Source organism: Stenotrophomonas acidaminiphila (genome assembly GCF_001431595.1).
In the GTDB taxonomy this organism is placed as follows: domain Bacteria; phylum Pseudomonadota; class Gammaproteobacteria; order Xanthomonadales; family Xanthomonadaceae; genus Stenotrophomonas; species Stenotrophomonas acidaminiphila.
The window spans coordinates 1-26894 of the sequence record NZ_LDJO01000004.1 but is presented as its reverse complement, the minus strand read 5'-3'; the positions used below and the strand labels follow the sequence as shown (position 1 = coordinate 26894).

The 26894-nt window shown below is 64.8% G+C and carries 26 protein-coding genes and 1 tRNA gene; 16 read left to right on the top strand and 11 right to left on the bottom strand.

What is annotated here, in order from left to right; all coding sequences use genetic code 11:
* The first annotated feature begins 14 nt into the window (after positions 1 to 14).
* The 7 genes from kdsB to ABB33_RS00535 all read left to right on the top strand — a co-directional run bounded on the left by kdsB (position 15) and on the right by ABB33_RS00535 (position 7519).
* Positions 15 to 788, top strand: coding sequence for a 3-deoxy-manno-octulosonate cytidylyltransferase (gene kdsB, locus ABB33_RS00565; RefSeq protein ID WP_056930782.1), 774 nt, complete (start codon positions 15 to 17; stop codon positions 786 to 788).
* On the top strand, positions 785 to 1273 hold the full coding sequence (locus tag ABB33_RS00560) for a low molecular weight protein-tyrosine-phosphatase (protein WP_054664917.1): 489 nt from the start codon (positions 785 to 787) through the stop codon (positions 1271 to 1273). Before kdsB ends, ABB33_RS00560 begins: the two co-directional genes overlap by 4 nt.
* On the top strand, positions 1270 to 2685 hold the full coding sequence (locus tag ABB33_RS00555) for a hypothetical protein (RefSeq protein ID WP_056930781.1): 1416 nt from the start codon (positions 1270 to 1272) through the stop codon (positions 2683 to 2685). Before ABB33_RS00560 ends, ABB33_RS00555 begins: the two co-directional genes overlap by 4 nt.
* A complete protein-coding gene (uvrC, locus tag ABB33_RS00550) occupies positions 2682 to 4601 on the top strand; it encodes an excinuclease ABC subunit UvrC (RefSeq protein WP_056930780.1) in 1920 nt (639 codons plus the stop codon). Before ABB33_RS00555 ends, uvrC begins: the two co-directional genes overlap by 4 nt.
* A gap of 7 nt (positions 4602 to 4608) precedes the next feature.
* Entirely contained in the window at positions 4609 to 5223 is a 615-nt protein-coding gene (gene pgsA / locus ABB33_RS00545) for a CDP-diacylglycerol--glycerol-3-phosphate 3-phosphatidyltransferase (RefSeq protein WP_054664925.1), read from the top strand.
* Positions 5224 to 5273: 50 nt separating this feature from the next.
* Positions 5274 to 5349, top strand: a tRNA-Gly gene (locus tag ABB33_RS00540).
* A gap of 226 nt (positions 5350 to 5575) precedes the next feature.
* Positions 5576 to 7519, top strand: coding sequence for a tyrosine-type recombinase/integrase (locus ABB33_RS00535; protein WP_033448740.1), 1944 nt, complete (start codon positions 5576 to 5578; stop codon positions 7517 to 7519).
* Positions 7520 to 7573: 54 nt separating this feature from the next.
* Here the strand turns inward: ABB33_RS00535 and ABB33_RS00530 are convergent, their stop codons facing one another.
* Complete coding sequence (locus tag ABB33_RS00530) at positions 7574 to 8215, bottom strand: substrate-binding domain-containing protein (protein ID WP_033448741.1); 642 nt, start codon at positions 8213 to 8215, stop codon at positions 7574 to 7576.
* A 121-nt stretch (positions 8216 to 8336) separates the two neighbouring features.
* Here ABB33_RS00530 and ABB33_RS17995 point away from each other — a divergent pair, with 121 nt between their 5' ends.
* Positions 8337 to 8636: a helix-turn-helix domain-containing protein gene (locus ABB33_RS17995; RefSeq protein WP_060433536.1), complete on the top strand. Its 300-nt coding sequence runs from the start codon at positions 8337 to 8339 to the stop codon at positions 8634 to 8636.
* 24 nt (positions 8637 to 8660) lie between these two features.
* Here the strand turns inward: ABB33_RS17995 and ABB33_RS00525 are convergent, their stop codons facing one another.
* The 3 genes from ABB33_RS00525 to ABB33_RS00515 are packed head-to-tail and all read right to left on the bottom strand — an operon-like array spanning position 8661 to position 10771.
* Positions 8661 to 9569 (bottom strand): LysR family transcriptional regulator, encoded by a 909-nt coding sequence (locus ABB33_RS00525; protein ID WP_033448743.1) that lies wholly within the window; start codon positions 9567 to 9569, stop codon positions 8661 to 8663.
* Positions 9570 to 9590: 21 nt separating this feature from the next.
* Positions 9591 to 10115, bottom strand: coding sequence for a MarR family winged helix-turn-helix transcriptional regulator (locus ABB33_RS17990; RefSeq protein ID WP_060433537.1), 525 nt, complete (start codon positions 10113 to 10115; stop codon positions 9591 to 9593).
* Complete coding sequence (locus ABB33_RS00515; protein ID WP_050450503.1) at positions 10112 to 10771, bottom strand: TetR/AcrR family transcriptional regulator; 660 nt, start codon at positions 10769 to 10771, stop codon at positions 10112 to 10114. Before ABB33_RS00515 ends, ABB33_RS17990 begins: the two co-directional genes overlap by 4 nt.
* Positions 10772 to 11001: 230 nt before the next feature.
* Here ABB33_RS00515 and ABB33_RS00510 point away from each other — a divergent pair, with 230 nt between their 5' ends.
* The 7 genes from ABB33_RS00510 (at position 11002) to ABB33_RS00490 (ending at position 17776) form a co-directional block, all read left to right on the top strand.
* Positions 11002 to 12537 carry an efflux transporter outer membrane subunit gene (locus tag ABB33_RS00510; protein WP_033448747.1) on the top strand — a complete coding sequence of 512 codons (1536 nt, stop codon included), beginning with the start codon at positions 11002 to 11004 and terminating at the stop codon, positions 12535 to 12537.
* Positions 12534 to 14105 (top strand): MFS transporter, encoded by a 1572-nt coding sequence (locus tag ABB33_RS00505; protein ID WP_033448748.1) that lies wholly within the window; start codon positions 12534 to 12536, stop codon positions 14103 to 14105. Before ABB33_RS00510 ends, ABB33_RS00505 begins: the two co-directional genes overlap by 4 nt.
* A gap of 7 nt (positions 14106 to 14112) precedes the next feature.
* On the top strand, positions 14113 to 15147 hold the full coding sequence (locus ABB33_RS00500; RefSeq protein WP_033448750.1) for an HlyD family secretion protein: 1035 nt from the start codon (positions 14113 to 14115) through the stop codon (positions 15145 to 15147).
* A 31-nt stretch (positions 15148 to 15178) separates the two neighbouring features.
* Positions 15179 to 15481, top strand: a complete 303-nt coding sequence (locus ABB33_RS00495; protein WP_033448753.1) for a DUF3861 domain-containing protein — start codon at positions 15179 to 15181, stop codon at positions 15479 to 15481.
* 135 nt (positions 15482 to 15616) lie between these two features.
* On the top strand, positions 15617 to 16171 hold the full coding sequence (locus tag ABB33_RS17985) for an acyloxyacyl hydrolase (RefSeq protein ID WP_158386241.1): 555 nt from the start codon (positions 15617 to 15619) through the stop codon (positions 16169 to 16171).
* A gap of 160 nt (positions 16172 to 16331) precedes the next feature.
* Positions 16332 to 16550 (top strand): lipid A-modifier LpxR family protein, encoded by a 219-nt coding sequence (locus ABB33_RS18740; protein ID WP_158386243.1) that lies wholly within the window; start codon positions 16332 to 16334, stop codon positions 16548 to 16550.
* Between the two features lie 23 nt (positions 16551 to 16573).
* On the top strand, positions 16574 to 17776 hold the full coding sequence (locus ABB33_RS00490; protein ID WP_033448754.1) for a patatin-like phospholipase family protein: 1203 nt from the start codon (positions 16574 to 16576) through the stop codon (positions 17774 to 17776).
* A gap of 57 nt (positions 17777 to 17833) precedes the next feature.
* Here ABB33_RS00490 and mobH read toward each other — a convergent pair whose 3' ends face one another.
* Entirely contained in the window at positions 17834 to 19684 is a 1851-nt protein-coding gene (gene mobH, locus ABB33_RS00485; protein WP_033448757.1) for a MobH family relaxase, read from the bottom strand.
* A 317-nt stretch (positions 19685 to 20001) separates the two neighbouring features.
* Here mobH and ABB33_RS00480 point away from each other — a divergent pair, with 317 nt between their 5' ends.
* Positions 20002 to 20628 (top strand): hypothetical protein, encoded by a 627-nt coding sequence (locus ABB33_RS00480; RefSeq protein ID WP_033448759.1) that lies wholly within the window; start codon positions 20002 to 20004, stop codon positions 20626 to 20628.
* 95 nt (positions 20629 to 20723) lie between these two features.
* Here ABB33_RS00480 and ABB33_RS00475 read toward each other — a convergent pair whose 3' ends face one another.
* The 6 genes from ABB33_RS00475 to ABB33_RS00450 form a co-directional block, all read right to left on the bottom strand.
* Positions 20724 to 21779, bottom strand: a complete 1056-nt coding sequence (locus tag ABB33_RS00475) for a DNA-binding protein (protein ID WP_056930779.1) — start codon at positions 21777 to 21779, stop codon at positions 20724 to 20726.
* Between the two features lie 210 nt (positions 21780 to 21989).
* Positions 21990 to 22730 (bottom strand): ABC transporter ATP-binding protein, encoded by a 741-nt coding sequence (locus ABB33_RS00470; protein WP_056930778.1) that lies wholly within the window; start codon positions 22728 to 22730, stop codon positions 21990 to 21992.
* Positions 22727 to 24271, bottom strand: a complete 1545-nt coding sequence (locus ABB33_RS00465) for an ABC transporter permease (RefSeq protein ID WP_056930777.1) — start codon at positions 24269 to 24271, stop codon at positions 22727 to 22729. The genes ABB33_RS00470 and ABB33_RS00465 overlap by 4 nt, the downstream gene beginning before the upstream one ends.
* The gene (locus ABB33_RS00460) at positions 24268 to 25311 is read right to left on the bottom strand and encodes an extracellular solute-binding protein (protein WP_211260851.1); all 1044 of its coding nucleotides are present in this window, start codon (positions 25309 to 25311) and stop codon (positions 24268 to 24270) included. Before ABB33_RS00460 ends, ABB33_RS00465 begins: the two co-directional genes overlap by 4 nt.
* 14 nt (positions 25312 to 25325) lie before the next feature.
* Positions 25326 to 26048, bottom strand: coding sequence for a transporter (locus tag ABB33_RS00455; protein ID WP_056930775.1), 723 nt, complete (start codon positions 26046 to 26048; stop codon positions 25326 to 25328).
* Between the two features lie 44 nt (positions 26049 to 26092).
* Entirely contained in the window at positions 26093 to 26818 is a 726-nt protein-coding gene (locus ABB33_RS00450; protein WP_082594917.1) for a 3-keto-alpha-glucoside-1,2-lyase-like domain-containing protein, read from the bottom strand.
* Positions 26819 to 26894: the final 76 nt, after the last annotated feature.

Genomic DNA, 26894 nt, shown 5'->3' with positions numbered 1-26894 from the left:
GGCAAGGAGTGCAGATGAACGTGGTTCCTGAGTTCGTGGTGGCGATCCCGGCGCGTCATGCGTCCACCCGCCTGCCGGGCAAGCCGCTGGCCTTGCTGGCCGGGCAGCCGATGGTGGTGCACGTGGCGCGGCGCGCCCTGGCGGCCGGCGCGCGCGAGGTGTGGGTGGCGACCGACGACCGGCGGATCGCCGATGCGCTCGATGGCCTGGACGGCATATGCGTGGCGATGACCCGCGATGACCACGCCTCGGGCACGGACCGGCTGGCCGAATGCGCGCGCCACGCCGGCTGGGACGAGCAGGCCATCGTGGTCAACCTGCAGGGCGACGAGCCGTTCGCGCCGGCAGCGGGCATCCGCGCCGTGGCCGCGACGCTGGCGGCCAGCGGTGCGCCGATGGCGACCCTGGCCACCCCGGTGGAGAACGCCGCGACCCTGTTCGATCCCAATGTGGTCAAGCTGGTGCGGAACGCCCAGGGCGACGCGCTTTACTTCAGCCGCGCGCCGATCCCCTGGCACCGCGATGCCTTCGCCCGTTCCACGGCGCAGCTGGCGCAGGCGCAATGGCTGCGCCATATCGGCATCTACGGCTACCGCGCCGGTTTCCTGCAGCAGTTCGCCGCGATGGCGCCGGGCACGCTGGAGCAGATCGAATCGCTGGAGCAGCTGCGCGTGCTGGAGGCCGGCTTCCGCATCGCCGTCGCGCTGTCGCCCGAGCCGTTCCCGCCGGGCATCGATACCCCGGAAGATCTCGCGCGCGCGGCCGTGCTGCTGGAGACCGTGCGTTGAAGCTGCTGGTGGTGTGCTTGGGCAACATCTGCCGTTCGCCGATGGGCGAGGGCGCCCTGCGCGCGCGGATCGAGCGCTCGCCGCTGGCCGGGCGGGTGGAGGTGGACTCGGCCGGCACCGCCGGCTGGCACCGTGGCAAGGCACCGGACCCACGGGCGGTGGCCTGCGCCCGGCGCCACGGCGTGGATATTTCCGGGCTGCGTGCGCGCCAGCTGCAGTCCGACGACTTCCTGCGGTTCGACCACATCCTGTGCGCGGACCCGGACAACCTGGACGAGGCCCTGGCGCTGGCGCCCCCGCAGGCGCGCGGCAAGGCCGCGTTGCTGCTGCCCTGGGCCGGCATCACCCACGCCAGCACGGTGCCGGACCCCTATTACGGCGGCGATGCGGATTTCGAGCACAGCTGGTCGCTGCTGGAAGCGGCGGCCGAGGCGGTGGTCAGGCGCCTGTCGGCGCGGCCCGACTCCGGCATAATCGGCCCATGAACGCTCAGCCTGCGATGGATCTTCCCAAGTCCGGCATCTGGCTCAATGCGGCGCCGTCCACGTTGCAGGACCACGCCGGCCGTCCACTGGTGCTGGCCTTCGTCAATGCCGCCTCGGTCTGGTGCGTGCAGCGGCTGCTCGAAGTACTGCAGTGGCAGGCCCGCAACCCCGGGCGCCTGCAGCTGCTGGTGGTGCAGGTGCCGCGCTTCGATTTCGAGCGTGAACCGCAACCGGCGCTGAAGCTGCTGCGCCGGCACGGCGTCACCGCGCCGATCCTGCTGGACGCGCAATGGGAGGCATGGCGACGTTTCGGCATCGAGGCATGGCCGACCCTGCTGCTGCTCGATGCCCAGGGCCAGGAGCGCGAGCGCCTGGTGGGCGCGGCAGGCGACCTGGAGCGCAGCCTAAACGCCCTGTGCGAAGGGCTGGCGCAGCCACGTGACGAGGACCTGCGCCCGGTTGCGGAAACCAACGTGGAACCGCGCCTGCCGCTGCGCTTTCCCGCAGGCCTGGCGGCCAGCGCCGACCGGCTTTATGTCGCCGATACCGGCCATCACCGCATCCTCGAATGCACCCACGGCGGTCGCGTGCTGCGCCAGTTCGGCGTCGGCAGTGCGGACCTGGTGAACGGGCCGGCAGCCGATTGTGCATTCAACCGGCCGCATGGGCTGGCGCTCGAGCGCGAGGTGCTTTACGTCGCGGACACCGGCAACCACGCCGTGCGTCGCATCCACCTGCCGAGCGGGCAGGTCGACACCCTGTGCGGCACCGGGCGCGCCGGTGATCCGGTCGCCGGCGTGCTCTCGCAGCCCTGGGACAGCCCGCTGAACCACCCGCTGGACATCGCCATCGCCGACAACCAGCTGCACATCGCCATGGCCGGCGACAACCATGTCTGGAGTTATGACCTGGGCATCCGCTCGCTGCGCTGGCGTGCAGGCGCGGGCGCGGTGGAAGTGCGCGACGGCGGTGGCCACCTGGCGGCATTCGCCCAGCCCTGCAGCGTGGTGGCGGTGCAGCAGGTGCTGTACGTCTGCGACGCGCTGGGTTCGGCGATCCGTTCGGTGCAGCTGCGTGGTGATGTGGTGCAGACGCTGGTAGGGCAGGGGCCGTGGGAGTTCGGCAATGCCGACGGCTCGCGCGCCCGCGCGCACCTGCAGTATCCGCAGGCCATCGCGATGGGCAGCGAGTCGCCGCTGCTGTGGATCGCCGACGCCGGCAACGGGTGCCTGCGCATGCTGCGCCTGGGCGGTGGCGACCTGACCACGGTCAACCTGCCGCGGCGCCTGCACGGCCCGGCCGCGCTGGCGGTGGCCGCGGGCGCGGTATGGATCGCCGAGACCGATGCCCATGCGATCCTGCGTTTCGACCCGGTCAGCGGCGAACTGGGCCACGTGCCGATCGAGGAATGAGCGACACGGCGACAAGCGGGTTCGACGGCAAGGCGTATGCGGCGGCGCTGAGCACGGCGCCGGGCGTCTACCGCATGTATGCGGCCGACGACACCCTGTTGTACGTCGGCAAGGCCGGCGCGCTGCGCAAGCGCGTGGGCAGCTACTTCAACGGCTCGCCGAAGAGCCGGCGCATCATGATGATGCTCTCGCAGGTGGCGCGGATGGACGTGACCGTCACCCGCACCGAGGCCGAGGCGCTGCTGCTGGAGAACCAGTTGATCAAGTCGCTGGCGCCGCGCTACAACGTCTCCCTGCGCGACGACAAGACCTATCCGCAGGTGCTGCTCACCCGCGAGCAATGGCCGCGCATCGCGCTGCATCGCGGCCCGCGCTCGATGCCCGGACGCTACTACGGCCCGTATCCGGGCGTGGGCGCCGTGCGCGAGACCCTGAACCTGATGCACAAGCTGTTCAAGCTGCGCAGCTGCGAGGACAGCGTGTTCCGCAACCGCTCGCGGCCGTGCCTGCAGTACCAGATCGGCCGCTGCAGCGCGCCCTGCGTGGAACTCGTGGCGCAGGCCGAGTACGACGAATCGGTGCGGCGCGCGGCGTTGTTCCTCGAAGGCCGCAGCGACCAGCTGGCCGACGAACTGATGCAGGCGATGCAGCAGGCCAGCGACGCCCTTGAGTTCGAGCGCGCCGCGCGCCTGCGCGACCTGGTCGCGTCGCTGCGCAGCATGCAGAACCGGCAGTACGTGGACGGCCGCGCCGCCGACCTGGACGTGCTGGCCTGCGCCATGCAGGGCGCAAGCGCCTGCGTGCTGCTGCTGGCCTTCCGCGATGGCCGCAACCTCGGCACGCGCGCCTTCTTCCCGCGTACCAACGGCGAGGACAGCGCCGAGGAAGTGCTGGCCGCGTTCGTGTCGCAGTACTACGCCGAGCATGCGCCGCCGCCGGAAGTGCTGCTGGACCGCGAGATTCCCGATGCCGAAATGATCGAAGCGGCGCTGGCCACGGCTGCCGAGCGCAAGGTCGTGCTGAAGTGGAACGTGCGCGGCGAGCGTGCCGGCTACATCGAACTCGCCAGCCGCAACGCGCAGATCAGTCTGGTCAGCGAACTGGACAGCCGCGGCGCGCAGCATGCGCGCAGCGAGGCGGTGCGGCAGATGCTGGGCTTGGCCGAACCGGTCCGGCGCGTGGAGTGTTTCGATATCAGCCACACCATGGGCGAGGCCACGGTGGCGTCCTGCGTGGTGTTCGACGCGGCCGGCCCGGTGCGCGCGCAGTACCGGCGCTACAACATCAGCGGCATCGAGCCCGGCGACGATTATGCGGCGATGCGCCAGGCCATCGACCGCAGGTTCCGGCGCGCGCTGGAGATGGAGCAGATGCAGGCGGCAGATGCCGACTCCGGCGACGGCAGGCGTCCCCGCGCCACGCCGCGCAGCGGCGACCTGCCGGCATTGCCGGACGTGCTGCTGATCGATGGCGGCGCCGGGCAGCTGGCGCAGGCGCAGGCCGCGCTGGCCGACCTTGGTGTCGAGGGCGTGCTGCTGGTTGGGGTCGCCAAGGGCGTCGAGCGCCGCGCCGGCCACGAGGCGCTGGTGTTGCCCGATGGGCGCGAGATCCGCCCGGGCGCGGCATCGCCGGCGCTGCAGTTCATCCAGCAGGTGCGTGACGAAGCGCACCGTTTCGCGATCACCGGGCACCGTGGACGCCGGCAGAAGACGCGCATGACCAGCCGGCTGGAGGATATTCCCGGCATCGGTCCGCGACGCCGCGCCAGCCTGCTCAAGCATTTCGGTGGACTGGCCGGCCTGAAAGCGGCCGGTGAGGCCGAGATCGCACGCGTGGAAGGCATCAATGCCGCCCTTGCAACGCGCATCTACGCTAACCTTCACGGACTGTCGATCCCGGATCCGGCAGCGGAGTAAAGCTGTAATGACCCTGACCGTACCCACCTGGCTGACGTTGCTGCGGATCGTGATGATCCCGGTGCTGGTGCTGGTGTTCTACCTCCCGTACACGTGGACGAACTTCGCCTCCGCCGCGGTGTTCGGGCTGGCGGCGATCACCGACTGGCTCGATGGCTGGGTCGCGCGCCGCTACCAGATGCATTCGGCGTTCGGCGCCTTCCTCGATCCGGTGGCGGACAAGCTGATGGTCGCGGTGGCACTGTTCCTGATCGTGCAGGGCCATCCGACCGCATGGATGGCGTTCTGGGCCGCGGTGATCGTCGGCCGCGAGATCGCGGTGTCCGCGTTGCGCGAATGGATGGCCGAGATCGGCCAGCGCGCCAAGGTGCGCGTGGCGATGATCGGCAAGATCAAGACCACCGCGCAGATGATCGCGCTGTTGTGCCTGCTGTACTCGGTATCGCCCAACACGCCGGTGACCGACATCTGGATGGGCGGGCCGATATTCCACATCGGCGACTGGATGCTGGCGATCGCCGCGATGCTGACGCTGGTGTCGGCGGTGCAGTACCTGCGAGCCGCCTGGCCGAGCCTGCGCGAGGACGAAATCGCCGCGCGCTCGCAGGCAAAAAAAAGATGAAACAGGGCTGTTGACAGGTAGGCGATTGCATGTAGAATTTCGCCTCCCAAGCGGGAATAGCTCAGTTGGTAGAGCGCAACCTTGCCAAGGTTGAGGTCGCGAGTTCGAGTCTCGTTTCCCGCTCCAAGTTATGATCTACAGACTTCTACTGACGTCTGTAAGTCGTTGAAAAGAGGGGCTTCGGCCCCTTTTTTCATTCCAGCGAGCGCCACGGAAATCCACCCACAGCCAGCCTTTTTTAGGCGCCAATCTAGGCACAGGAATACGGGTGAGACGGCTTCCGGATAGTTGCTGGGGCTGAGCGGGAACCATGACGAGCATAGGGCCTAAGTCATCACTTAGGAGCCTCGAAATGGCACTCTCTGATCTGATCGTCCGGCAGGCCAAGACCGCCGGCAAACGCTACACCCTCTACGACAACGACTGCCTGAGCCTGATGGTCTCTGCCGCAGGCGGCAAGTCGTGGATCTTCCGTTATTGCTGGCTGGGCAAGCAAAAGCGCATGTCCCTGGGCAGCTATCCCGCCCTGAGCCTGCGCGAGGCCCGCGCGGAGCGGGACAAGGCCCAGGTCCTGCTCGCCAGGGGGATCGATCCTCAAATCGAACGCGATCAGCGCCGGCACGCAGCCAGGCTGGCGGGCGAATACACCTTCAAGAACGTCTTCGATGCCTGGGTCGAGCATCGCCGCAAGGAACTCAAGGAAGGTCGTCAGAGCACGCTTTCGCAGATCCTGCGCATCTTCAACAAGGACGTGCTGCCTACCCTGGGGAAGATGTCGATCTACGACATTCGTCGGCCCCAGCTCGTGGGCGTCGTGGCGGCGATCGAGAAACGCAAGGCGTTCACCACCGCCGAGAAGGTCCGCACCTGGTTCAACCAGATGTTCCGCTATGCCCTGGTCATCGCCGAGGGGCTGGAAGTCAACCCAGCCGCGGACCTGGACGTGGTGGCCGAGCCCAAGCCCCCGGTGGCCCACAACCCCTATCTGCACCTGCCCGAGCTGCCCGAGTTCCTTCAGAAGCTCCGGCGCTACAACCCCCGGGGCTGGCAGACCCAGCTTGGCGTCCGGCTGCTGTTCCTGACGGGGGTGCGCACGGGCGAGTTGCGCCTGGCTGAGCCTGAGCAATTCGACCTCGACCGCGGCTTGTGGATCATCCCGCCGCAGGTCGTCAAGCAACTCCAGGACGAAATGCGCAAGGCCGGCAAGCGGCCGCAGGACGTGCCGCCCTACATCGTGCCCCTGTCCCTGCAGGCCATCGAGATCGTGCGCTATCTACTGGGCGTGATGCGGCCGGCGCAGAAGTACCTGCTGTCGCATCGCAGCGAACTCAAGAAGCGCATCAGCGAGAACACCCTCAACAAGGCCGTGCAGCTCATGGGCTACGAGGGGCGCCTGACCGGCCACGGCATCCGCGGCACCATCTCGACCGCGCTCAACGAGATCGGCTACCCGAAGATTTGGGTGGACGCGCAGCTTTCGCACTCCGACCCGAACAAGGTCAGCTCGGCCTACAACCATGCCAAGTACGTGGAGCCTCGGCGCCGCATGATGCAGGACTGGGCCGACCGTCTCGACCTGCTCGAACAGGGCGAAGTCGAAGCCGCGAGCGCGCACCTGACCATCCGCATCGACGGGGTGCCGGCGATGGCGGAAGTGGAGGAAGTGGTGGGCGTGGCCCCCACGGCGGCCGAGCCCGCTGTCCCCGGCGTGCCGCCCGTGGTGGCCACGCCCATCGTCGTGACCCCCAACAGCGGCGGAATCACGTTCCAGCGGCTGTCGCAGGTGCCGCCGCCTCCGGTGCATGCCCCGGAGCCGGAAGTGTCCGCCATCCAGCGCGAGCGCGAGGAAATGCTGGCCATCTACGAGTCGCCGAACAATCTGCCGGTCCCGCTGTTCGGCAAGCTGGCCGGGAAGTCCAAGGACCAGATCAACCGCGAGCTGAAAGCCGGCAAGCTGCTGTCCATCAGCCTGGGCAACCGGGGGCAGCGGGTTCCCGACTGGCAACTGGTGCCGCTCAAGCACAAGCTGGCCCAGATGCTCATGAACCAGTGCCCGCACGCGGATTCGTGGGACCTGTACCGCATGCTGACCCAGCCTCATCCCGACCTGGGTGATCGTGCGGCTATCGATGCGGTCAAGCCGACCAACGTGCCCGCGATCATCCGGGTCATCATGGGCGACTACCAGCGTCATGAGGATGTGCCCGGAGCCATTGCCATGCGGCCCATCCCCGAGGATGTGCGGCTGAGCGTCCGGCGGCTGGTGGATAGCGCAGCGGTGTTAGAGGGGGCCTAACTTCGCGCTGGAACCTATGGTCGGGGTTGTTACCCCGGCCATAGGGGACGTCAACTATGCAGCCCCCGTCCTGGCAACTTGCAGCGCTCTACGCTCGAACCGGTCCACAACTGAACTGGTTTCTTCCTGGGGACGCTGCAAATACGTCACGATCTCGTAGGGGCCATCGATGAGCGGCCGCATCGTGATCCCCCATCTATGGGCATGCGCGATGCGCGATTGCGCGGACACTCCCACGCCATAGCCGGCCGCGACCCACGTGGCCAAAAGGCCAAATGAAGTCACGTACTGGATGTTCTGCCGACCGGTCGGCAGGAGGTTGGAAAGCTGCTCATCCAACTTGGAGCAGATTTCCGCCTGCCAGCGATACAGCGAGTAGTCCAACAGATCGGCGATCGTGAGTGTCGCCTGGTCAAGCAAAGGGAACCGTGGAGGCACGGCAACGGCCATGTCTTCGATCCACAACGGCTGGATTTTCAAGGCTGCGTCGTTCGATGCCTGAACCGATAGCCCTGCGTCGTAGCGGCTCTCATGGAGTCCCTCACGCAGATCTTCATCTGAAACCTCGAAGAATGCGAGGGTGACATCCGGCTCTTCCGCGCGTTGCAGCGCCAGCAGTGCCGAGAGCTTTGACGACGGTACGCCTGGCGCTATGGCAAGCCTGAGACGGGAGAACTGGCCGGTGGCGTTGAACATGATGGCGCCGCAAAGGCGGCTAAGCAGGTCGAGAACAAGCCGACATGATAGTTAAGAGAGAACTTTAACGTCTATAACTTTAACGTGGTTAATTTCGGAAGATTGTTCGACGCTTCTGCTAATGCAGAAGCCCACTATTCAGCCAGGCCGCCCCTCTGGCACATCGACATATGAATCCGAGCCAGCGTTAGCCTTTGGGCAGGCCGTGCGCGCTGCGCGCGTCGCTCAAAGCATCGCTCAAGACGAGTTTGCATCTAGAGCAGGCATCTCGCGCTCGCACATGGGCAAGATTGAGCGCGGGGAGCACGTGCCCACGCTTCCTCTCATATTGAAAATTGCCATGGCGCTCGGAATAAGCGCTGCTGAATTGATGGCTGCAACGGAGCGCTACCTTGGCACCGGCGGCAACACCAATTCTTGAGGGTGACCGTCGATGATGGCGCTGTCAGCTACCCAGACTGTCACGTAGGCGGACGAGATCGCGCAGACGAACGATGAATCGCTCCAGCGAAGCCGGTGCGTCGCCGCCGCCGAGCCGGAGCAGATAGGTTGTGATTACTGCGGAATCCACCGCCAGAGGGCGGGTAAGCACATCTGGTCGTGAACTGATGGCAACCCTGGTCGCTGTCGTGAAACCGACACCAAAACCCGCGCTGACCAGGGTAAGCATCATCTCCAGCGAGGAGACGTGTTCGACCACATTCGGTTCGCGTTCCAGAAGCCGTAGAAGCCGAGCCAGTTCACGACAGTAACCTTCGCATACCTGTGGATCGCACAGTACGAGTGGGTGGCCGCCGAGTTCATGGAGCGGGACTGCCTTGTGGACGAGCAGCTCATGCCTGACTGGTACGGCGATCACCAGCGGGTCTTGCCAGATCGGCTCGGCAACGATGTCGTCGCCGACTTCGGCCGTGTGCGCGAACCCGATGGTGAAGTCGCCGGCACGCAGGCCGCGCAACTGCTCGGCCAACGGCACCTCGGACAAGCGGATCTCGATGTCTGGCTCTTCAGCGCGGCAACTGGCGAGAAAATCCGATAGCCAAGGATCGATCGCGCCATCGGACACTGCGATGCGCAGGCTGCCTCGCGAACCCGCTGCGACGGCCTTGGCATTCTCTCGTGCTTGTTCCAGGACGGCGAATAGTCGGCGAGTGTCTTGCAGGAACGCGGTACCTGCTGCGGTCAGCCGGGTTCCTCTACGGTCCCGGTCGAAGAGCAAGACGCCCAGCTCATCCTCCAGTTCCTTGATGGCCCGGGATAAAGGTGGCTGCTCGATATGCAGGCGCTCGGCGGCTCGGGTGAAATGCAGTTCTTCGGCGAGGGCGACAAAGCAGCGAAGGTGACGTAGCTCCATGAAGTGCCCCCGATTTCCGTTTCACGGCCGTGGTTCTGTGACAGACAACGGTTTGCAATCGAGGGCGAGATGAAGGGCGTCCTGGTTGCACAGTTCCGGCAAGCGCAACAAGCCATGTATTTCGCTTTGTTTGAACGCCTCCATCAGTTGCGAGAGCGCGGAGTGCCAATGCGATTTCAATTCACGTATTGCATTGTTTCCACGCTCAGTCAGAACAATTTCGATAACTCTTCGGTCATGCGTGCGATCCACACGCTCCTGCGCCGCTCTCTGGATCATGCCCTTCTTCTCAAGGCGGTCTAACAGCCTCGTCACCGAGGCTGAATCGACTTCCAGACTACGAGCCAAAGTGCTAGGCGTAGATGCCGGAGTGGCCGACACATGGTGTAGTGCCATGACCTGCACAGCGGTCAAACCAAACGGAGCAGCTACGCGATTCAGCACTTGATTTCTGGCTGTGGAAAGCCGCGTGATGGCTGTAGAAAGCTCCATCACCCGAAGGGCATCGCTTGCTTTTCCCGTTTCGGTTGACCCATTCGGCATCATGATCGGGAACGTTTACTGGTCGCTTCCTCACCGCGGCCGTAGGCACGCATGAATGTCACCACGGCTGCGTTTGCCCACTGGTCGATCTGCGCCGAGGAAGGCGCGGCATCCGGATGAGTCAGGCACTGAAGCTGAGGCTCACCCCGAACTAGATTGATGAACAGATTGGCGGCCGTCTCGCGGCCGATCTCGCCAAGATCAACCTCGCCGGATGCTGCCGCCTTGGAGAGTTGCTCGGCAACCAACGTCGTCATGACCTGCGGGCCGGCCAAGTAGAACGTCCGTGCGAGCTTGGGAAAACGCGGTGCTTCGCCAATCACGACGCGGAAGACAGCCAGTCCACTAGGTGAGAGCACGATGTCCAGGTAGGCCTTGGCCAACAGGGTCAACGTCTCTCGCAGCTTTCCCGGGTGGAATTCGATGCCATGCACCGTTTTCGTGAATGCCGCACATTCGGCCTCGATCACCGCAGTGAAGAGGGCTTCTTTGTTCGCGTAGTGCGCATACACCGTGGATTTGGACACGCCAGCCTCGCGCTGGATCATGTCGGTGGTTGCCGCGCTGAACCCATGGGTCAGGAAGATGTTGCGCGCTGCACGCAGGACGGTGAGCGCCTTGGCGTTCAGCTCGCCGTTGCTCGGCGGCGGGGCGGTCATGACTTGGTTGGTGCGTGGCATCTGCTTGGTCTGCTTGGTTTGGAAGTTTTGACACGGTGGCTTGATTTCGGTATAGTACCAAACCGCTCGGTACGAATCAACTTAGCCAACCATCTCACGGGTAGCTGCACTTAAGTAGTTGCTGAAATCCCCTATGAGCTGGTGGCCTAATTTTTGCCTCTATAGTAAACCGAGCGGTTCGGTACTAATCGCATATTGGATGAGCCTTCATGACGTCACAACCGCTGCTCTCACAACTGCTGCGACAAGCAGGCTCGGCGCTCTTCACGATCTCACTGGTCGGCTGCGCGGTTGGTCCTGACTTCGTGAAACCCGACGACAGGCTCGCAGCCGTCCAACTGTCGCCCAGGGCGGACTACACGCAGACTCAGGAAACATCCGCCGCGAACTTCCCATCTTCATGGTGGACGTTGTTCAACGATGGCGTGCTGACGGATCTGCAAGCCCGTGCGCAGGCGGGCAACCTGAACCTGCAGATAGCTTCCGAGCGCATCGAGCAAAGCCGGGCGCAGTTGGGGATTGCCTCCTCGCTGCTGCTGCCCAGCGTGGGCGCTTCGGCGGGCTATTCCCGCGAGGCCATCAGTGAGCACGGCAAGTTTGCCGCGTTGGGCGCACCGACGAGCGCGAGCGACTTCTGGCAGTTGGGATTCGACGCCAGTTGGGAACTTGACCTATGGGGCCGTGCGCGGCGATCGCGCGAAGGCGCCGCAGCCGCTTTCGAGGCCACGGTATATGAACGCGAAGCGGCACGGGTGGCCTTGTCCGCCGAGGTGGCCCGCACCTATCTCCAGTTACGCGGTACGCAAGCGCAACTGGATATCACCCGGCAGAACTTGGAGGTCGCCGATCGCACCCTCCGCCTTGCCGAGAGCCGTGAGCGCAATGGTGTCGCCACACGTTTTGAAACCGCTTCGGCGCGCGCGCAACTGGCAACGGTCGAGGCGCTGGTGCCCGAACTGGTCCAGCGCCGCAACACGCTGATGAACGCCTTGGCACTGCTGCTGGGGGAGCAGCCGCGCGCCCTCGATACGCAGTTGCTTGAAGCGATGCCCTTGCCGTCGCTTCCTTCCAATGTGCCGGTGGGCCTGCCCTCCGAATTGGCGCACAGGCGGCCGGACATACAGCGCGCCGAAGCTCAACTCCATGCTGCGACGGCAGCCATCGGCGTTGCCAAAGCCGATTTCTACCCGCGAATCGGCCTGAAAGGCAGGGTCGGCGTCGAAGCCTTCGAGTTCAACGACCTCGACAGTTGGGATTCCCGGTTCTTCTCCGTCGGCCCGACGGTCTATCTTCCCATCTTTCAGGGCGGGCGTCTGAAGCAGCGCCTGGCGCTGAACGAGGCACGGCAAAGAGCTGCCGCCATTGCCTACCGGCAGACGGTGCTGCAAGCCTGGCATGAAGTGGACAACGCTCTCGATGCCTGGGCAGCTCAGCAGAACCGCCATACCGAACTGCTGGTGTCGTATGAACAGAACAAGCAGGCGCTGCATGCTGCCGAGCGCGGCTATCAGGAAGGCGCTGCCGACTACCTGAATGTTCTGGCCGCGCAGCGTGGCGTTCTTGCCAGCCAGACCAGCCTCAATGCCAGCGCCACCAACGCTGCGCTCACCCTGGTCAATCTCTACAAGTCGCTGGGCGGCGGCTGGGACCCCGACGCACTCACATCCGAACGGCAGGCCGGCGGCGATGCGCCCCTGACGACCATCGCGTCGTCGGCTACCTCGCAACCCAAGGTTGAGCAATGAGTGCCGCAGCGTTGCAACCGACAGCGGCGCCGCCCGCACCCGCCGCTGCGGCAGCCCCTCCGAAGCGGGCGATTGCGGGGCTGGTCGGCATCCTCATCGCGGCCATGATGGCCGGCCTGAACAACCGCGTGGGCGCATTGGCCCTGGCGGACGTGCGCGGCGCGCTGGGCTTCGGCTTGGACGATGCCTCCTGGCTCACCACCGTCTATAGCGCGGGCGAAGTGATCGCCATGCCGTTTTCGGCATGGTTCGCCATCACCCTCTCGGTGCGCCGATTCGAGCTGTGGATGATCGGTGCATGCACTTTGTTGGCGGTGTGCATCCCCTTCATCCATGACCTCGATCTGCTGCTGGTCATGCGCTTCCTGCAAGGCATCGCCAGCGGCACGATGATCCCCGTGCTGATGATGGCGGCATTGAAGTTCCTGCCGCCCCACATCCGGCTGCACGGATTGGCGCTGTATGCACTGACGGCCACCTTCGCGCCCAACCTTTCGATCTGGCTGGCGGGGCAATGGACGGATGGCCTGTTCGATTGGCGCTGGGTGTACTGGCAGATTCTTCCGCTCGCGGCGATTGCCGCCTTGCTGATCGGATGGGGTCTGCCCAAAGACCCCATCCAGACAGACCGTTTCCCGCAGGCCAACTGGCCCGGTATGGCTTTCGGCGTGCCCGCATTCGCCCTGATTACCGTCGCCTTGGATCAGGGCGTGCGGCTGGACTGGTTCAATTCACCCCTCATCGTCGTCTCGCTGGTGGCTGGGCTGACGCTGCTGGGGGCCTATCTGCTGACGGAGTGGTATCACCCGACGCCGTTCATCAAGTTGCAGATGCTCAGCCGCCGCAACCTGGCGCTGGGCTTCACCTTGTTCATCTGCCTTCTAGTCGTGCTGACCTCCGGCGTGATGTTGCCGATGACCTTTCTCGGGCCGCTCCAGAGCTACCGACCGCTTCAGATGGCACCGATCGGTCTGATCGTCGCGCTGCCTCAACTGGTCCTGGGTTCCGTGGTGGCGCTGTTTCTGTACCGGAAATGGGTCGATGCTCGATTTGTGTTCGCGGGCGGCTTGCTGCTGATCGCCCTGGCGTGCTTCCTTGGCGCGCAACTGACTTCTGACTGGAACCGCGACCAGTTTGTGCTGACGCAGACGCTGCAAGCCTTTGGCCAGCCCATGGCTGTCGTCTCGCTGCTGTTCCTGTGTACCAGTGTCGTGCACCCAAGCGAAGGCCCGTATGTGTCGGGGAACATCAACACGCTGCGCGCCCTGGGGTCGCTGATCGGGGGCGCGGTAGTCGGGCAGCTCGTGACCGTGAGACAGCGGTTCCACGCGGAAATGCTGCTGGATCACGCCGCGTCCGTAGGCAACTCCGTTCCGCTTGTCCCGGAGCCCGCTCAACTGATGGGAATCATCGGCCAGCAGGCACTGGTGCTATCGGTCGCGGATGCCTATCGCGCGCTGGGCGTTCTGGCGTTGGTGATGGTCCCCTTCGTATTGCGGCTGACCTACATTCCCGCCCCCGATTTGCAGCCCGCTGCCCCTCAATCCATATCGTCGTCCCAAGGATAGTTCCACCATGGCCATGCCGAAGAAAGCCAAGATCACCAGTGCCCTGCTACTGCTCGCAGTGGCAGTGGGCTGTGTCATTTATCTGAATCGCCCCGAATCCAGCGCATCGACCCAATCCACGGACGACGCCTATGTACAGGCCGACTTCACCCTCGTCGCCCCCCAGGTGTCGGGAGTGATCGGCAAAGTGCTGGTCGAGGAAAACCAGCCAGTGAAGGCCGGCGATCTTCTCGCCGCGATCGACGATAGGGATTTCATCGTTGCGGTGGACGCGGCCAAGGCACAAGTCGCCGCTGCCGAGGCCAGCGTCGCGGGGCTTGCCGCGCGCGTGGCACAGCAGGAAACCGCGATACGTCAGGCGCAGGCGGCCGTCGCGGTGGACGATGCAGAACTCAAATTGGCCGAGGCCAACCAAAGACGTTATCGGAATCTGGCCTCCGACGGATCAGGCTCGATCCAAGCCCAGCAACAGGCCGAGGCGCAGTTGGCCATTCGGCTGGCCAGCCGGGACAAGAATCGCGCGGGCCTGCAAGCGGCGCGGCAGCAGACGGACATCCTGAAAGCCGATCTTGAAAAGGCCAAGGCTGCACTTTCCCAGGCGCAGGCGGCGCAGGCCGCAGCGGAGTTGAAGCTCTCCTATACCCAAATCACGGCGCCCATCGACGGCGTGATTGGCCAGAAATCGGTGCGCGTCGGCGCATTCGTGAATGCCGGCAAGCCGTTGGTGGCGGTGATTCCGCTCGACGCGGTCTACATCACGGCCAATTTCCGCGAAACGCAATTAGCGCGTGTGCAGCCAGGGCAATCTGTGGACATCAAGGTGGACGCCTTGCCCGGTGCCGTACTGAAGGGAACCGTGGAGAGCCTGGGGCCGGCCAGTGGCGTCAGCTACTCGGCCGTCGCGCCGCACAACGCCACGGGTAACTTCACCAAGATCGTCCAGCGCCTGCCCGTGCGCATTCGCATCGACCCCGACCAGCCTGATGCCGCGAATTTGCGCGTCGGTATGTCCGTGACGCCGAAGATCCGCATCGGTGAATAGCGCCATTCGTCCAGCATGAGGAGCCATATAAATGAGGCAATACCGTTATCGCGTAACTGTGGAGCAGTTGACTGATTCGCATGGCATCCCCAGCGATCGCAAGCCTCTGCAATTTGAGGCCGGAAATCATGACGACATCATTTCCGTCGTGACGTGGCTTCGCAGCCGAGGTGACTTCAGTAGCCAGGATGACGCGGCGGCATTTGCGGTCGGGTTGAAGCTGTTGGCCGGGGCAATCCTGGCAAACAAGGAAAACCCGCTTCTGTCTTCATTCCTGCCGCATCTTTATCAGTTCGTGAAGGACCTGAAGGCTGGTTCCAAGACCGACCAATGATTCGGCGGCCCACGCAACCAAGGAGAAGAAAGGACGCTTGTCCAGATGACGCCTTGTCCATACACGGCAGGAAAGTCGGCCACATTGAGGGCATGCAACGGTGAGGTGGATCCCGGCATAGCCGCCGGACGCGGTATGCGCATTCTCTTGGCCTTGGCTATAGGTGCTCTGCCGGCTGTTTCTGCGGCCCAGGGCCGCTTTGCCGACGCGAAGCTGTATGTCCAGGCCGGAGCCACATCTTTGCAAGGCGACGCAACGCACGCAATGAACGTGGGCGTGATGGTGCCTTCTGGCCTCTTCAAGGGCATCAGTCGTGATGCGGGTCCGCTGACCCTGCATTGGGATCTATGGGGTGGCCATTGGAGGTCGCACCATGCTGATGGCACAACAGGGGGCTATTCCCAGCTCGGAGCCCTGATGGCTTGGCGCTACCAGCCTGCAGGGCCGCAATCTCCTTGGTTCTTGGAGGCAGGCCTGGGAGGGAGCGTCTCGGACGGCCTCTACAACTCAGGGCAGCGTCGATTCAGCACGGCCTTCCAATTCACGGAAGTGCTGGCAGTGGGCTACCGCTTTGGGCCGGCAAAGGCCTATGAGGTTTCCTTGCGTGTACAGCATTTCTCGAATGCCGGCATCAAGAAGCCAAACCCAGGTGAGAACTTCATGTTCTTGCGTCTCTCTCTTCCATGGTGAACGCGATGGTTCCCATCCGTTCAGGCTGATGTCCCTGAATTTGCTCCAACGCCGAGTTGCTTGGGCCATCGTCGTTATTCCGGCGGCGGTTCTGTGTTCCCTGTCAGCGCGCCTCCAATGCGGCGCGCTACTTCGGCTTTATAGGCGTCGATGTCAGATATTGGCCTCGAACGAAGTGATCGACGGGCGGCTACGCCGAGGCGCTTCCCACGTCGGTTCCAAGCATCTGGTTGGCGAGTTGCGCCCAGGCTTCAGTTACGGGATGGGCCGATGGACGGTCACATATCTGATGGCATGGCGCGGTGCCGAGTTTTCCACGCCTGACATGCCGAACCCGCCGTCGGTCAACTACGCCAGCATCATGCTCGTCTATGAGTGAGTCAGCGTCCACGGGGGCCTGCGATGGCACACATTAAGCCAGTCACTAGCGTTGAAAAGACGGCGCTGGTCCTGTCCGGAGGCGGCGCGCGCGCTGCCTACCAAGTTGGCGTGTTGCAGGGCCTGGTGAAGTTGCGCCGCGAACGTCTGGGCGACGGGGCGCCCAACCCATTTGGTATTCTCTGCGGCACTTCGGCAGGTGCAATCAATGCCGCCGCTTTGGCCTGCCGAGCAGACTCCTTTGATGCGGGCGTGGAGACAATCGCCGCAGTTTGGCGAAACTTTCGCGCTGATCAGGTGTATCGCACCGATGCGCTTGGTATTGCCCGCAGCGGCGCACAGTGGCTGAGCGCGATTTCGGTAGGCTGGATGTTGGCGCGCTGGCGTAAAGAAGGGCCACGTTCGCTGCTGGACAATGAACCTTTGGCCGAGCTGCTGCGACATTGGGCGCCGCTGGAACTGCTACCGCGCATGCTGGCCGAGCGTCATCTGCACGCGCTTGCGCTAGGCGCGTCCAGCTACACCAGCGGCGAACACCTCACTTTCTTTGAGGCCACCGGCGACATGACGGGCTACGAGCGATCGCAGCGGCTGGCCGTACCCATGCGACTGGGGCTGGAACACCTGCTCGCTTCGGCGGCTATCCCCTTCGTATTTCCAGCACAGCGTATCGAGCATGCGGAGCACGCCGGCTGGTACGGCGACGGCTCGATGCGGCAAACCTCACCGATCTCGCCGGCCATCCATCTCGGTGCGCAGCGTATGCTCATCGTTGGTGTCGGTCGGCTGCATGAACCGCGTGGGCGAATCGTGCGTGATGGCGGTTATCCGACACTGGCTCAAGTTGGTGGGCACGTGCTGTCGAATGTCTTTCTCGATTCGCTCGCGGTGGACATCGAGCGTATGGAGCGCGTCAACCGTACCCTGGAAATGATGACGCTGGGGCAGCGCCTGGCCACCTCACTGCGGTCGGTGAAGGCGCTGGTGATAGCGCCAAGCGAGCGCATTGACGACATCGCGGCTCGGCACCAAAAGCACCTGCCGCGAACAGTGCGCGCGCTGTTGCGCGGCGTGGGTTCGTCCAGCGCGAGCAGTGACCTGAGCGGTTCCGCTCTGGCGAGCTACCTGTTGTTCGAGGCTCCTTTCACTCAGGAGGTAATGGCGCTGGGTGAGCGCGACACGTTGGCACAACGGCAGGCAGTCTGTGATTTCTTCGGGTGGCTTTGAGGCGTGCGCTTCACTCCTGGGCGAGATGCCTTCAGGAACAGCGCTGGCAGACCATTTTCAATGGTGGAGGGACAAGTAGGGATTGTTAGGAGGGACGTCATGTAGCAGCCGAGACGGCTCTTCGAGCAAATAGCCATGCAAGCGCCGCGTTTTCCTCGGGCCGGTGACTTCGCAGGTCCAAATGTTCAGCCCATTGGAGTGCTTTCGGTGCAAACCCAGCTTCTCGAAGCGCTTCTGAACCCACTGCCAATCCTGCTGGCTCTCCTGCCTGGCCAGCGTACCTACCTGCGGGTGCTCCTGCGCATACCGCTGGAACACGCCTGGGCTGACCAGGTAAGCGGTGTCGCTGACGGTATGTACAAGGGCCTTTGCGTCGTTGATGATCAGACGCCGCGAGGTTATGCCATTTTGCAGCCACGCCATGAAGTGCTCGCCAGACGGCTGCGCAGCCGTCGGCGCAGGCGCTGGTGACGGAGGCAAAGGCTTGGCCAGGGGCGGCGCAGGTGTTTCAGGATCTGTGGCAGGCACCTCGCCCGAGACGGCTTCTGCATCCAGTCGACCGACAGGCAAATCATCATCCATTCCCACCATCGCCAGCATGTCTTCCATGACATCGGGCGCGGCTCGGGCGTCGGGTGGGTGAGCCGGGGTAGCGCCGCCGGCGTCCTCCCAGGGAGGGGGCTGCTGATCTTCGGAGGGGGGCATCGCCGCGATCGCTGGCGTTGGCACCGAGGCATCGGCATCTTTGTCTGCCGGCGTCGTGTCGATCGCCACCGTTCCGGCGAACGACGTTGGCCGCTCGCCAGGCTCCCAAATGAGCGCCGGCGCAAGTCGCAACAGGGTGAACGAGTGGGACCAGCCGGTGGCACTGGTTACGGTGGCGCGCCAGATCGCCTTGCCATCGGGCGTCGGCTGCAACATGCCGTGGTCTTGGAGCGCGTTGAACACTGCGGTGTTGTTCGCAGGGATGCCATCGACGCCCTGGGACAGCAGGTGCGCGCGGAGCTTGTCGGAAACGGTCTTGCTCACCAGCCATAGCGCATCGTCCGTGAGCCAGCCATCGGAGGCTTCGGGCTGGTTCAGTTTCAGCTCTTCTTTGAGCAGGTAGCGCAGCCCGTTGACCAGCTTGCGTTGGAGCGAGTGCTTGGGTGCAGCCATGGCGCGCGCGGGATCGCCGCCCAATTCCTGAGCGACGGAGGCGCGGTCAGCTTGCACGACCAGTTCGCCCAGCACCCCGGCGTGCTTGTACTGTCCGGCCAAGACGTAGAGCAGCGGCGCCCACAGGGACGGATAGCCGCTGAGCCAGTCCAGCAGATCGCGGTCGAGCAGTTGCCGGTAGAGCAAGCCTGTCGCGGCGCTATGGAGCCGGTACTCGCGATCCTCGCGGTAGCGGAAGCGGTACGGCTGACACAGGGGGCCGTGCCACGGGTGCCAGGCGCTGCCGTCGGCCAGTTCGACATGCAGATCGACCGCCACCTTGCCGATGTCATGGAGCAAGGCGGCATAGGCGACGGCCGCAGTCCAGGCTTCGGCCTGCGCCGCCTGGTCTTCGGGGCTGGCCCCGATGGGCAGCAGATGGGACTGCCGCAGCTTCAGGCTGTAGGCGACGATTTCCAGGCCATGGTCGAGCATGCCGCCGAGGTATGCGTGGTGGTGCGCTTCGGAGGCCGGGAAAGCCTGGACCAGCTCGGCGTAGCGCTCCAGTGGCGTGCGGTACAGGGTGGCGAACTGCTGGCGCGAAAGCGAGGTGCGCTGCCAGATGTGCTCCATCAGCTTCTGCCGGCGCGGGGTGGCCAGCAGCGATGCGGCCGACTCCGGCCGCATCAGCCCTTTCGGGAGATCGACGGCGGGGGCTGGCGACGGCGCGGCAGCGACCGGGGGCCGTTTTCGCTGGAACAGGGAGAGCATGTCGATGTCCTGATGGTGGGCCGGGCGGGAGGCCTTTTGGCCTTTTCGAGGTAGGGCCTTTCCCCTTGCACCCCATTCCCTTGCCGTTTCGACCCTTTGGCCTTTAACCGTTTCGGTATAGCGGGGCCTGGGCTGCGGCTCCAGCGTCAATGTGGAACCCGCACGAATGGATTGGACGGCGACCTGGTGCTGGCCCCCGGCCTATGCTGCCGGGACGCTACACCACACAGGTAGGCTCCCACTCAGGCGACTAAGTTGACAAAAGCGACAAAGGCGACTATAGTGAACCCTGTCTCAAACCTACCTGGGAGCTGACCATGCCCACTGCGATCGAATTCATTGCCGACCGGCTGCCGCGCGTCACGGTGGAGGATGTGCGCCGCTTCGCCGATACCGTCGAAATCCGGGATGCCCCGGCTTTCGCGGCCGAGTTGCAGGCGTTCATCCACGAGCGCGTGGAGGCGGTGACGCTGCCCGCCAACCTGGAAGGTGAAACGGTAGCGCAGGCCTTGCAGCGCAAGGCGGCCACGTTGCGCGCCGACACGCGTTGGGCACCGACTGAAACCGACGTCCAGCGAGGCCGCGCCGTGCTGCTGGAAGCCTTCAACCAGCCGCACAACCTGCCGCCCGCCGAGTTCGCCAAGCTGGCGGACAAGTCGCGCCAGCAAATCTACAAGGACATCCTCGCCCGTCGTCTGCTGGCGCTGAACGTGGGGCCGCGCGGCCAGAAGCTGCCCGACTGGCAGCTCGACCCGGTGAAGCAGCAGTTGACCCAAACCGTGCTTCAGGAGGTCGAGGGCATCGACCACTGGACGATCTACCGCGCGCTGTCCGAACCGCTCGAAGGCCTGGGCGGTCGCTCGCCGGTGGATGCGGTGACGCATGGCACGATCGATGACGTGGCCGAGGCCGTGTTCAACGTGCTGGGCGTCCAGGTGCATTGAATCGAGACGGGGTTCAGCCGACATACGTGTAAAAATGACTCGCAGAATCTAATTTCTTCTTTGAAAACATATGGTTGCCGGATAAAAATGGCCCCTTATCGGGGCTGCCCACGCCCCCGGCCCTTTCCGCCTGACGCCGTGTCGGCAGCGGCCTGATCGGGTTTCAGCTGTGCCAGTAGCTGCTCCAGTGTTTCGAGGCGCACGCCGGCACGCAAGGCATCGGCTTCGGCCTGCTCGCGACGCTCCCTTTCCTTTATCGCTTCCGTACGGGAGTTGACCAGTTCAGCCCGCGCATCCTCCAGCGCTTGTGCGTCTTCAGCCCAGCGCCCCTGCAGCGCATGATGCTCCGCGGCCGTCAACCGCAAGACATCCAGTTCCTTCTGCTGCGCCTCGATGCCGCGGCGGGCTTCGGCCAATTCCCGCTCCACGCGTCCATGGCGCTCCAGCCACTGGCTGTTGTCGCGGTTGAGCTGCAGCAGCTCGTGGTTCTTTGCCATCAGGGCCTCGTTGGCCTGGCGCAGTGCCACCTGCAGTTCCTGCACCTGGTGCTCGTGGCGGCGTTGTTCCTGCTCGCGCTGCTCCTTCACCGAGGTCCGGTAGTGCTCCAGCGCCTCACGGGCGTGGGCATGCTTCTCTTCCAGCGATTTCGCATGGGCTTCGTGCTCGGTCACGCGGGCGGTCAGGCCGGCGATGCGCTCGCTGAGCTGGGCGATTTCCGTGATCCGCTCCGCCAAGGACTGCTGGGCCGAAGCGTGGGCGGTCCGCTCCTCGTGCAGTGCGGCTTCGGTGCGCTGCAGTTGGTTGCTCAAGGCGGTCGCTTCCTGCCGCGCCTGTTCCAGCGCCTCGCTGTGCTCCTGCAACTGCGCGGCAAAGCGCTGCTGTGCTTCGGCCACCACCGCCTCGGCCTCCTCATGCAGGCGCGCCGCCAGCCGGCCGACCAGGTCCTGCAGGGCCTCGCTGACAGCGACCTTGGCGCCGATGCCTTGCCCTTCTTCCTCCTCCAGTTCCTTGAGGTAGCGGTGGATCGTGGTCTTGGAGCCGGTGTTGCCCAGCGCCACCCGCACCGCGTCCACCGACGGGTGTTTGCCCTGCGCCCGCAGGGCGTCGCGAGCCTTCTGCACCTCGCTCTTGTACAACCCGCTGCGGGCCATGGCCGCCTCCTCTGATTATTTCGTAATGTATTACATACCACGTAATTACATACCAATCAAATTACACAATCGCGGAGAATGCTGATGTAATTTCACACGGGATAATAGTGGCTTATCCCGCCTGAAGCTTGTTTGTCGGGTGCGGCGGCGGGAATTTCAGTACGGCAGGGCCGTTGGTGGCCCAATCGGGATCGTGCCGTACTGCGAGTGTCACGCCTGTTGGTGCGCCTTGAATCGGCGCAGAAGCGCGGACTGGGGAGCCTGCAGCAACTCCCCGAAGCGACCGGCCTCGACGACCTGGCCGCGTTCCAGCACGACGACCCGTTCGCAGAGCTGGGCGACTTCCGCCGGATCGTGCGTGACCAGGATGACCGTGGACCCGAGGGCTCGGCACAGCTCGGCGATCTGACCGAACAGCGCGTCTTTCGTCACCAGATCCAATCCGGCAAACGGTTCATCCAGCAACAGGAACTGCGGTCGCACCGCAATGGCGCGGGCGATCGCGACCCGCTGCTGCTGGCCGCCGGACAAGCGGCCAGGCCGGGCGTTGGCCAGATCTTGGATTCCGCAGCGCTCCAGTGCATCGAGCGCCTGGGCCCGGGCGCCTGATCGCGCACGCCTCAAGCCCGGTAGTCCGAGCAGCACGTTATCCAGAGCGCTCAGATTCGGCCACAGTGCCAGGTCCTGGAATACCAGGCCGATGCGGCGGGAATGCGCTGGTACCAGGATGCGACCGGGGGCGGACAGGAGCTGGCCGCCGAGGAGCACCTTGCCGGCCGTCGGCGCATCCAGGCCCGCCAGCAAGCGCAGCAGCGTGGTCTTGCCGCAGCCGGAAGGGCCGACGATGGCGGTGTGCTGCCCGAACTCGAAATCCAACGAGACATCGGCCAGCACGGCATGGTCGTCGAAGACCTTGCCGATCCCTTCGAGGCGGAACGCCGCTGGGTTCATCGTGACCACCTGCCAAGGCCGAATCGCACCATCCCCAGCACCGCCATCACGGCCAGGACGTAGATCAGGCACAGCGCTGCGGTCCAGGCCTCCGGGGCATTGGCCATGACGGTGAAGATGGTCAGTGGCAGCGAGGGGTGGCCGGGCGGGTGCAGGAGCAGCACGGTGCTCACGTCGGCGCTGGCCAGCAATGCCACCAGCAGCACCGAGGCCAGCGCGCTGGGCGCCAGCAAGGGCGCGGCGACGCGGCCCAGATAACGGGAGAGCGGAACGCCGTGCACGGCGGCGGCTTGCGCCCAGGAGGGGGCCAATCCGCCCCAGGCCCGCAGGCCGAGCAGCACCGCGAGCGGAAACAGACGCAGCGCCAATGTGACGCACACGACCAGCGGGCCGCGCAGCACCGGATCGGCGGATGCGGGCGCGGATGCGGCGAGTTCGACGACGCCCAGCGCGAGCAACGCGGGCGGTTGCACCAGCACGACCAGCGCGAGCACCAACGTCACGATGCGCAGGCGTGGCGTGCGCCCGGCGCAGAGGGCGACAGCGAATCCGAGTGCAGTCGCCAGTACTCCGGCACCGAAGGCATACAGAAGCGTATCCATGCCGGTTCGCGCCAGGGTTTCGGTCGCCAGTTGCAGGCTGGCGCCCGGACGCAGCGGCAGCAACAGACCGGTCAGCGGCGCCAGCAACCCGCCCACGATCACCAACGCAAGCATTGCCGCTGCGATGCTGCCCGGCAGCCGCCGCGGCACGGGCTGCAGCGGTCGGAGTTGTCTGGCCAGGATCGCATCCGCTAGGCGCGGTGTCGCCACGGCGAGTATCGGGACGGTGAGCACCACCACCACGGCCGCCAACCCAAGACTCTGGCGTGCGGCCAGCAGGAAATCGTATTGGGACGAAAAGCTGGTGAGCAGGTCTCCGGCGACGGTGCGCACGCCGAAAATCATCCCCGGGCCGGGATCGGAAAGCATCAACACTGCGACCAGCACGGTCGCAAGCGCCGCCGGCGGCGCCACGTGGCGGGCGGCATGCCACACCACCGCCGTCTCCCCGTTGCTGACGCGCACTGCATCCACCTGTGATGCGGTGAGGCTGCCGGCGGCAGCGAATGTGGTCAACGCCACGATCGGGGTGGCGACCCCGGCATGGGCGAGGACCAACCCCGGTATGCCTTCCAACAGGCCCGTCGCCGTACTCCAACGGGACGCCAACGCAGACCAGCCAATGGCCCAGAGAAACGAGGGCGCCAGGATAGGCAGCATGACCAGCGTGAGCAGCCAGGTTCGACCTGGAAAACGATAGAGCGCCGCCATCACGCCCGTCGGCAGGCCGAGGCCCAGGGCGATCGCCCCCACGGCCAGCGCCATGCGCAGACTGCCGCCCAACGCCGATACGAACGATGCATCGGGCCAGGCCCCGGATGCGCTCAGCAGCGCACGGCCGAGCAACATCGTCACCACCGCGAAGACGGGCAGGAAGCAGATCGCCAGCCCCGCACTGCGCCAGTGGCCGTCCTGCTCAAGGCGCAGGGGCGAGATCATCGCAGGTTGAGGTCCACCCACTGCTTGAGGTAGCCGCGCGAGAGCGATTCCTGCAAGGGGGCGAGCTGTGCGTAGTCCACGGTCATCGGCGAGAGTTGCGCCAGCGGCACCACATGCGGCGGAACCGGCACGCCCGGCCGGATCGGCATCTGGGCGGCCTCGCTTTCGGCCAGCCGCCGCTCGGTTTCCTCGCGCAGCAGGTAGTCGATGAACCGCTTGCCGGCATCGGCGTGCGGCGCCCGCGCAATCAACACGGCGCTGTTGGGGATGATCAGCGTCCCCATGCCGGTGGCGTCCGGATAGACCGCGCGCACGGGCTTGCCCTCGATGCGGGCGACATTGAAGTCGTCGGTGTCGGTGAGCCCGACCGCGCACTCACCGGTCGCCGTGCGCCGGCGCACCTCGCCGTTGGAGGACAGGATCTTTCCGCCGTTGGCGATGAACCCATCGAAGAATTGCTTCGCGCCCGCCTCGCCCAGCACGGAGAACAATGCCGCGGCGTGCATCGAGGTGGTACCGAACAGCGGATTGGCGATGCACGCCCGGTCCTTGAAGCGATCGTCCAGCAAATCCATGACCGAAGCCGGCTTGCGATCGTCGCTGACCAACTGGGTGTTGTAGATGAGCACGCGCGCACGGGCGGAAAAGCCGGTCCAATGATGCTCGGGATCGGAATAGCGCGCCGGCAGCCCCGCTGCGGTGGACGGCCGATAGGCCGCGGACACCCCTTTGTCCTTGAGGATCGCCGCGCGGACCGGGTCGCCGCTCCAGAACACATCGGCCACCGGCCGATCCTTCTCGGCGATGAGCCGATTGAGCAGGCCCGTGCTCTTGGTTTCCTCCGTGTCCGGGACGAGTCTGACGCGGATGCCCGTTTCCTGCTCGAACTGCTCGGCGACGGGGCGCGCGAAGATCTCGTCGACGGAGGTGTAGATGACGACCTCTCCGGATGGCCGGGGCGCCCCGCTGTCTTCGGAGCAGCCGATCAGGATCGCCATCGCGGCAATGCCTGTCAGGAATGCGGTAGTCATTCGGGTCATGTCGAGTCTCTCCATCACAGAAGGAACTGCAGCCCGCAGTAGGCCAGCAACTCCGGTTCTCCACTGGACGATCCGCGGAAGCTGCGTCCGGCGGACAACAGCAGGTTGAGATGGTCATTGACGCCGATCTTCGTGCCGATATTGAAGACCAGCACATCGTCATCGAAGTCCTGGCTGGCGACCCCGGCCACCTCGGCCAACAGTTCAAGTTGCTCATTGACGCGATAGCTGGTCGCGACACCGTAAAGCCATTCGTCCTCGTCGGCCTCGACGAACTCGTAACCCAGCTCCAGATACAGTTCGAAAGGCCCGGCCGAGCGCGCCATCTGGACCGGCAGCTTGAAGCGCGCTCCCTCATCGACCAGACCGCGCTCGTCCGACGATGTCGGGTTATTGAACTCAAGCTGCGGATAGATCGACAGGGACAGGCCATGGCGATCCTCGTCCAGGAAGCGATGCTTGATGCCGATCTTGGCTTTGCCCAGCCCGTCCGTCGTGCCGTTGTCGCGGCTGTCGAGCACCAACCATGGCACCTCGAACTTGAGTTGCGTGCGCTCGCCGAGCCCATAGTTGATGTCGAACAATGGGGCCTCGAAAAGCCGCTGGCTGCGCGTTTGTTCCAGGGTGATCGGGAGGTTGATTTCCCAGCGACCGTCGCCGGGTGTGCCAGGGTCATCGGTGATCAGCGGAGGTCCGGCGGCATGCACGGGCAGCGAGGCGACGAGCGCGAACGGCATCGCCGTCGCGGCGCAGCGTCGTGCGGGCACACCGCCTGTCCGCATCACTCGCTCTTGTCCAGCGAGGTCACGCTCAGGTCATCGAACTGCGTGACGGCATCGGCCTTGGTCCACACGCCGATCTTGCCGGGGGCGGTGAAGGTCGTGTCCTCGGTCTCGAACAGTTTGCGGCCGTTGAGAAACACCTCGAAAACCGGGCCGTTCGCGATCACGCGCAACGTATTCCATTGCTGATGCGGCACTTCGGCCTCGACGCCATACGCGCCGCCCTTGCTGCTGACCCCGATGTTGCTGCGCTTGCCGTTCTGCGTCTTGTAGGCCACCACGTTGTCCTCCAGGGCGTTGGCACGGACGACGTAGTAGTTCCCACGATCCTGGTAGCGAAAGACGATGCCCGCCGATGCGTCCACTGCGCCGCTGAGGGTCTTGAAGCGCACGGAAATATCAGCATCCCGGGCGCTCGCATCGTCGCGCACCAGATGCGGATAGCGGGCATTGGTGCGATCGTCGCTGAGCTGGGCCAGGACCTGACGGCCCGAAGGGGCGTCGTCCACTTGCTGGACACGCCATTCGCCCGGTGCGCCCGCACCGGTCAGCGCGGCGGTAAACCCCGGCGGCATCTGCCCTGTCGGTGCGCTGTCGAAATCGTACGTCAGCGCCTTACTGGGCATCGGCGGCGCCGCGTCGTTGGAGGTGGGCTCGGTAGAACGGGCACAACCGCTGAACAAGGAGCCGACCAGGAGTCCGGCCAGAAGGGGTCGAATGTGCATGGTGTTCCTCCCGTTTGGTTGGTGGTGTGGTTGAGTTCGAGCCCATGGGGCACCGGACTCACTCGATCGGGCTCGT

Excerpts from the sequence above, each read along its gene's own strand:
- ABB33_RS00450 (WP_082594917.1), bottom strand. The coding sequence starts at position 26,818 with ATGCACATTCGACCCCTTCTGGCCGGACTCCTGGTCGGCTCCTTGTTC.
- ABB33_RS00530 (WP_033448741.1), bottom strand. The coding sequence starts at position 8,215 with ATGTTCAACGCCACCGGCCAGTTCTCCCGTCTCAGGCTTGCCATAGCG.
- ABB33_RS17995 (WP_060433536.1), top strand. The coding sequence starts at position 8,337 with ATGCAGAAGCCCACTATTCAGCCAGGCCGCCCCTCTGGCACATCGACA.
- ABB33_RS00535 (WP_033448740.1), top strand. The coding sequence starts at position 5,576 with ATGGCACTCTCTGATCTGATCGTCCGGCAGGCCAAGACCGCCGGCAAA.
- ABB33_RS00460 (WP_211260851.1), bottom strand. The coding sequence starts at position 25,311 with ATGACCCGAATGACTACCGCATTCCTGACAGGCATTGCCGCGATGGCG.
- pgsA (WP_054664925.1), top strand. The coding sequence starts at position 4,609 with ATGACCCTGACCGTACCCACCTGGCTGACGTTGCTGCGGATCGTGATG.
- ABB33_RS17985 (WP_158386241.1), top strand. The coding sequence starts at position 15,617 with ATGCGCATTCTCTTGGCCTTGGCTATAGGTGCTCTGCCGGCTGTTTCT.
- ABB33_RS00475 (WP_056930779.1), bottom strand. The coding sequence starts at position 21,779 with ATGGCCCGCAGCGGGTTGTACAAGAGCGAGGTGCAGAAGGCTCGCGAC.
- ABB33_RS00480 (WP_033448759.1), top strand. The coding sequence starts at position 20,002 with ATGCCCACTGCGATCGAATTCATTGCCGACCGGCTGCCGCGCGTCACG.
- ABB33_RS17990 (WP_060433537.1), bottom strand. The coding sequence starts at position 10,115 with ATGATGCCGAATGGGTCAACCGAAACGGGAAAAGCAAGCGATGCCCTT.
- uvrC (WP_056930780.1), top strand. The coding sequence starts at position 2,682 with ATGAGCGACACGGCGACAAGCGGGTTCGACGGCAAGGCGTATGCGGCG.
- ABB33_RS00490 (WP_033448754.1), top strand. The coding sequence starts at position 16,574 with ATGGCACACATTAAGCCAGTCACTAGCGTTGAAAAGACGGCGCTGGTC.
- kdsB (WP_056930782.1), top strand. The coding sequence starts at position 15 with ATGAACGTGGTTCCTGAGTTCGTGGTGGCGATCCCGGCGCGTCATGCG.
- ABB33_RS00500 (WP_033448750.1), top strand. The coding sequence starts at position 14,113 with ATGGCCATGCCGAAGAAAGCCAAGATCACCAGTGCCCTGCTACTGCTC.
- ABB33_RS00455 (WP_056930775.1), bottom strand. The coding sequence starts at position 26,048 with ATGCCGTTCGCGCTCGTCGCCTCGCTGCCCGTGCATGCCGCCGGACCT.
- ABB33_RS00555 (WP_056930781.1), top strand. The coding sequence starts at position 1,270 with ATGAACGCTCAGCCTGCGATGGATCTTCCCAAGTCCGGCATCTGGCTC.
- ABB33_RS00465 (WP_056930777.1), bottom strand. The coding sequence starts at position 24,271 with ATGATCTCGCCCCTGCGCCTTGAGCAGGACGGCCACTGGCGCAGTGCG.
- ABB33_RS00510 (WP_033448747.1), top strand. The coding sequence starts at position 11,002 with ATGACGTCACAACCGCTGCTCTCACAACTGCTGCGACAAGCAGGCTCG.
- ABB33_RS00495 (WP_033448753.1), top strand. The coding sequence starts at position 15,179 with ATGAGGCAATACCGTTATCGCGTAACTGTGGAGCAGTTGACTGATTCG.
- ABB33_RS00515 (WP_050450503.1), bottom strand. The coding sequence starts at position 10,771 with ATGACCGCCCCGCCGCCGAGCAACGGCGAGCTGAACGCCAAGGCGCTC.
- mobH (WP_033448757.1), bottom strand. The coding sequence starts at position 19,684 with ATGCTCTCCCTGTTCCAGCGAAAACGGCCCCCGGTCGCTGCCGCGCCG.
- ABB33_RS00525 (WP_033448743.1), bottom strand. The coding sequence starts at position 9,569 with ATGGAGCTACGTCACCTTCGCTGCTTTGTCGCCCTCGCCGAAGAACTG.
- ABB33_RS00505 (WP_033448748.1), top strand. The coding sequence starts at position 12,534 with ATGAGTGCCGCAGCGTTGCAACCGACAGCGGCGCCGCCCGCACCCGCC.
- ABB33_RS00470 (WP_056930778.1), bottom strand. The coding sequence starts at position 22,730 with ATGAACCCAGCGGCGTTCCGCCTCGAAGGGATCGGCAAGGTCTTCGAC.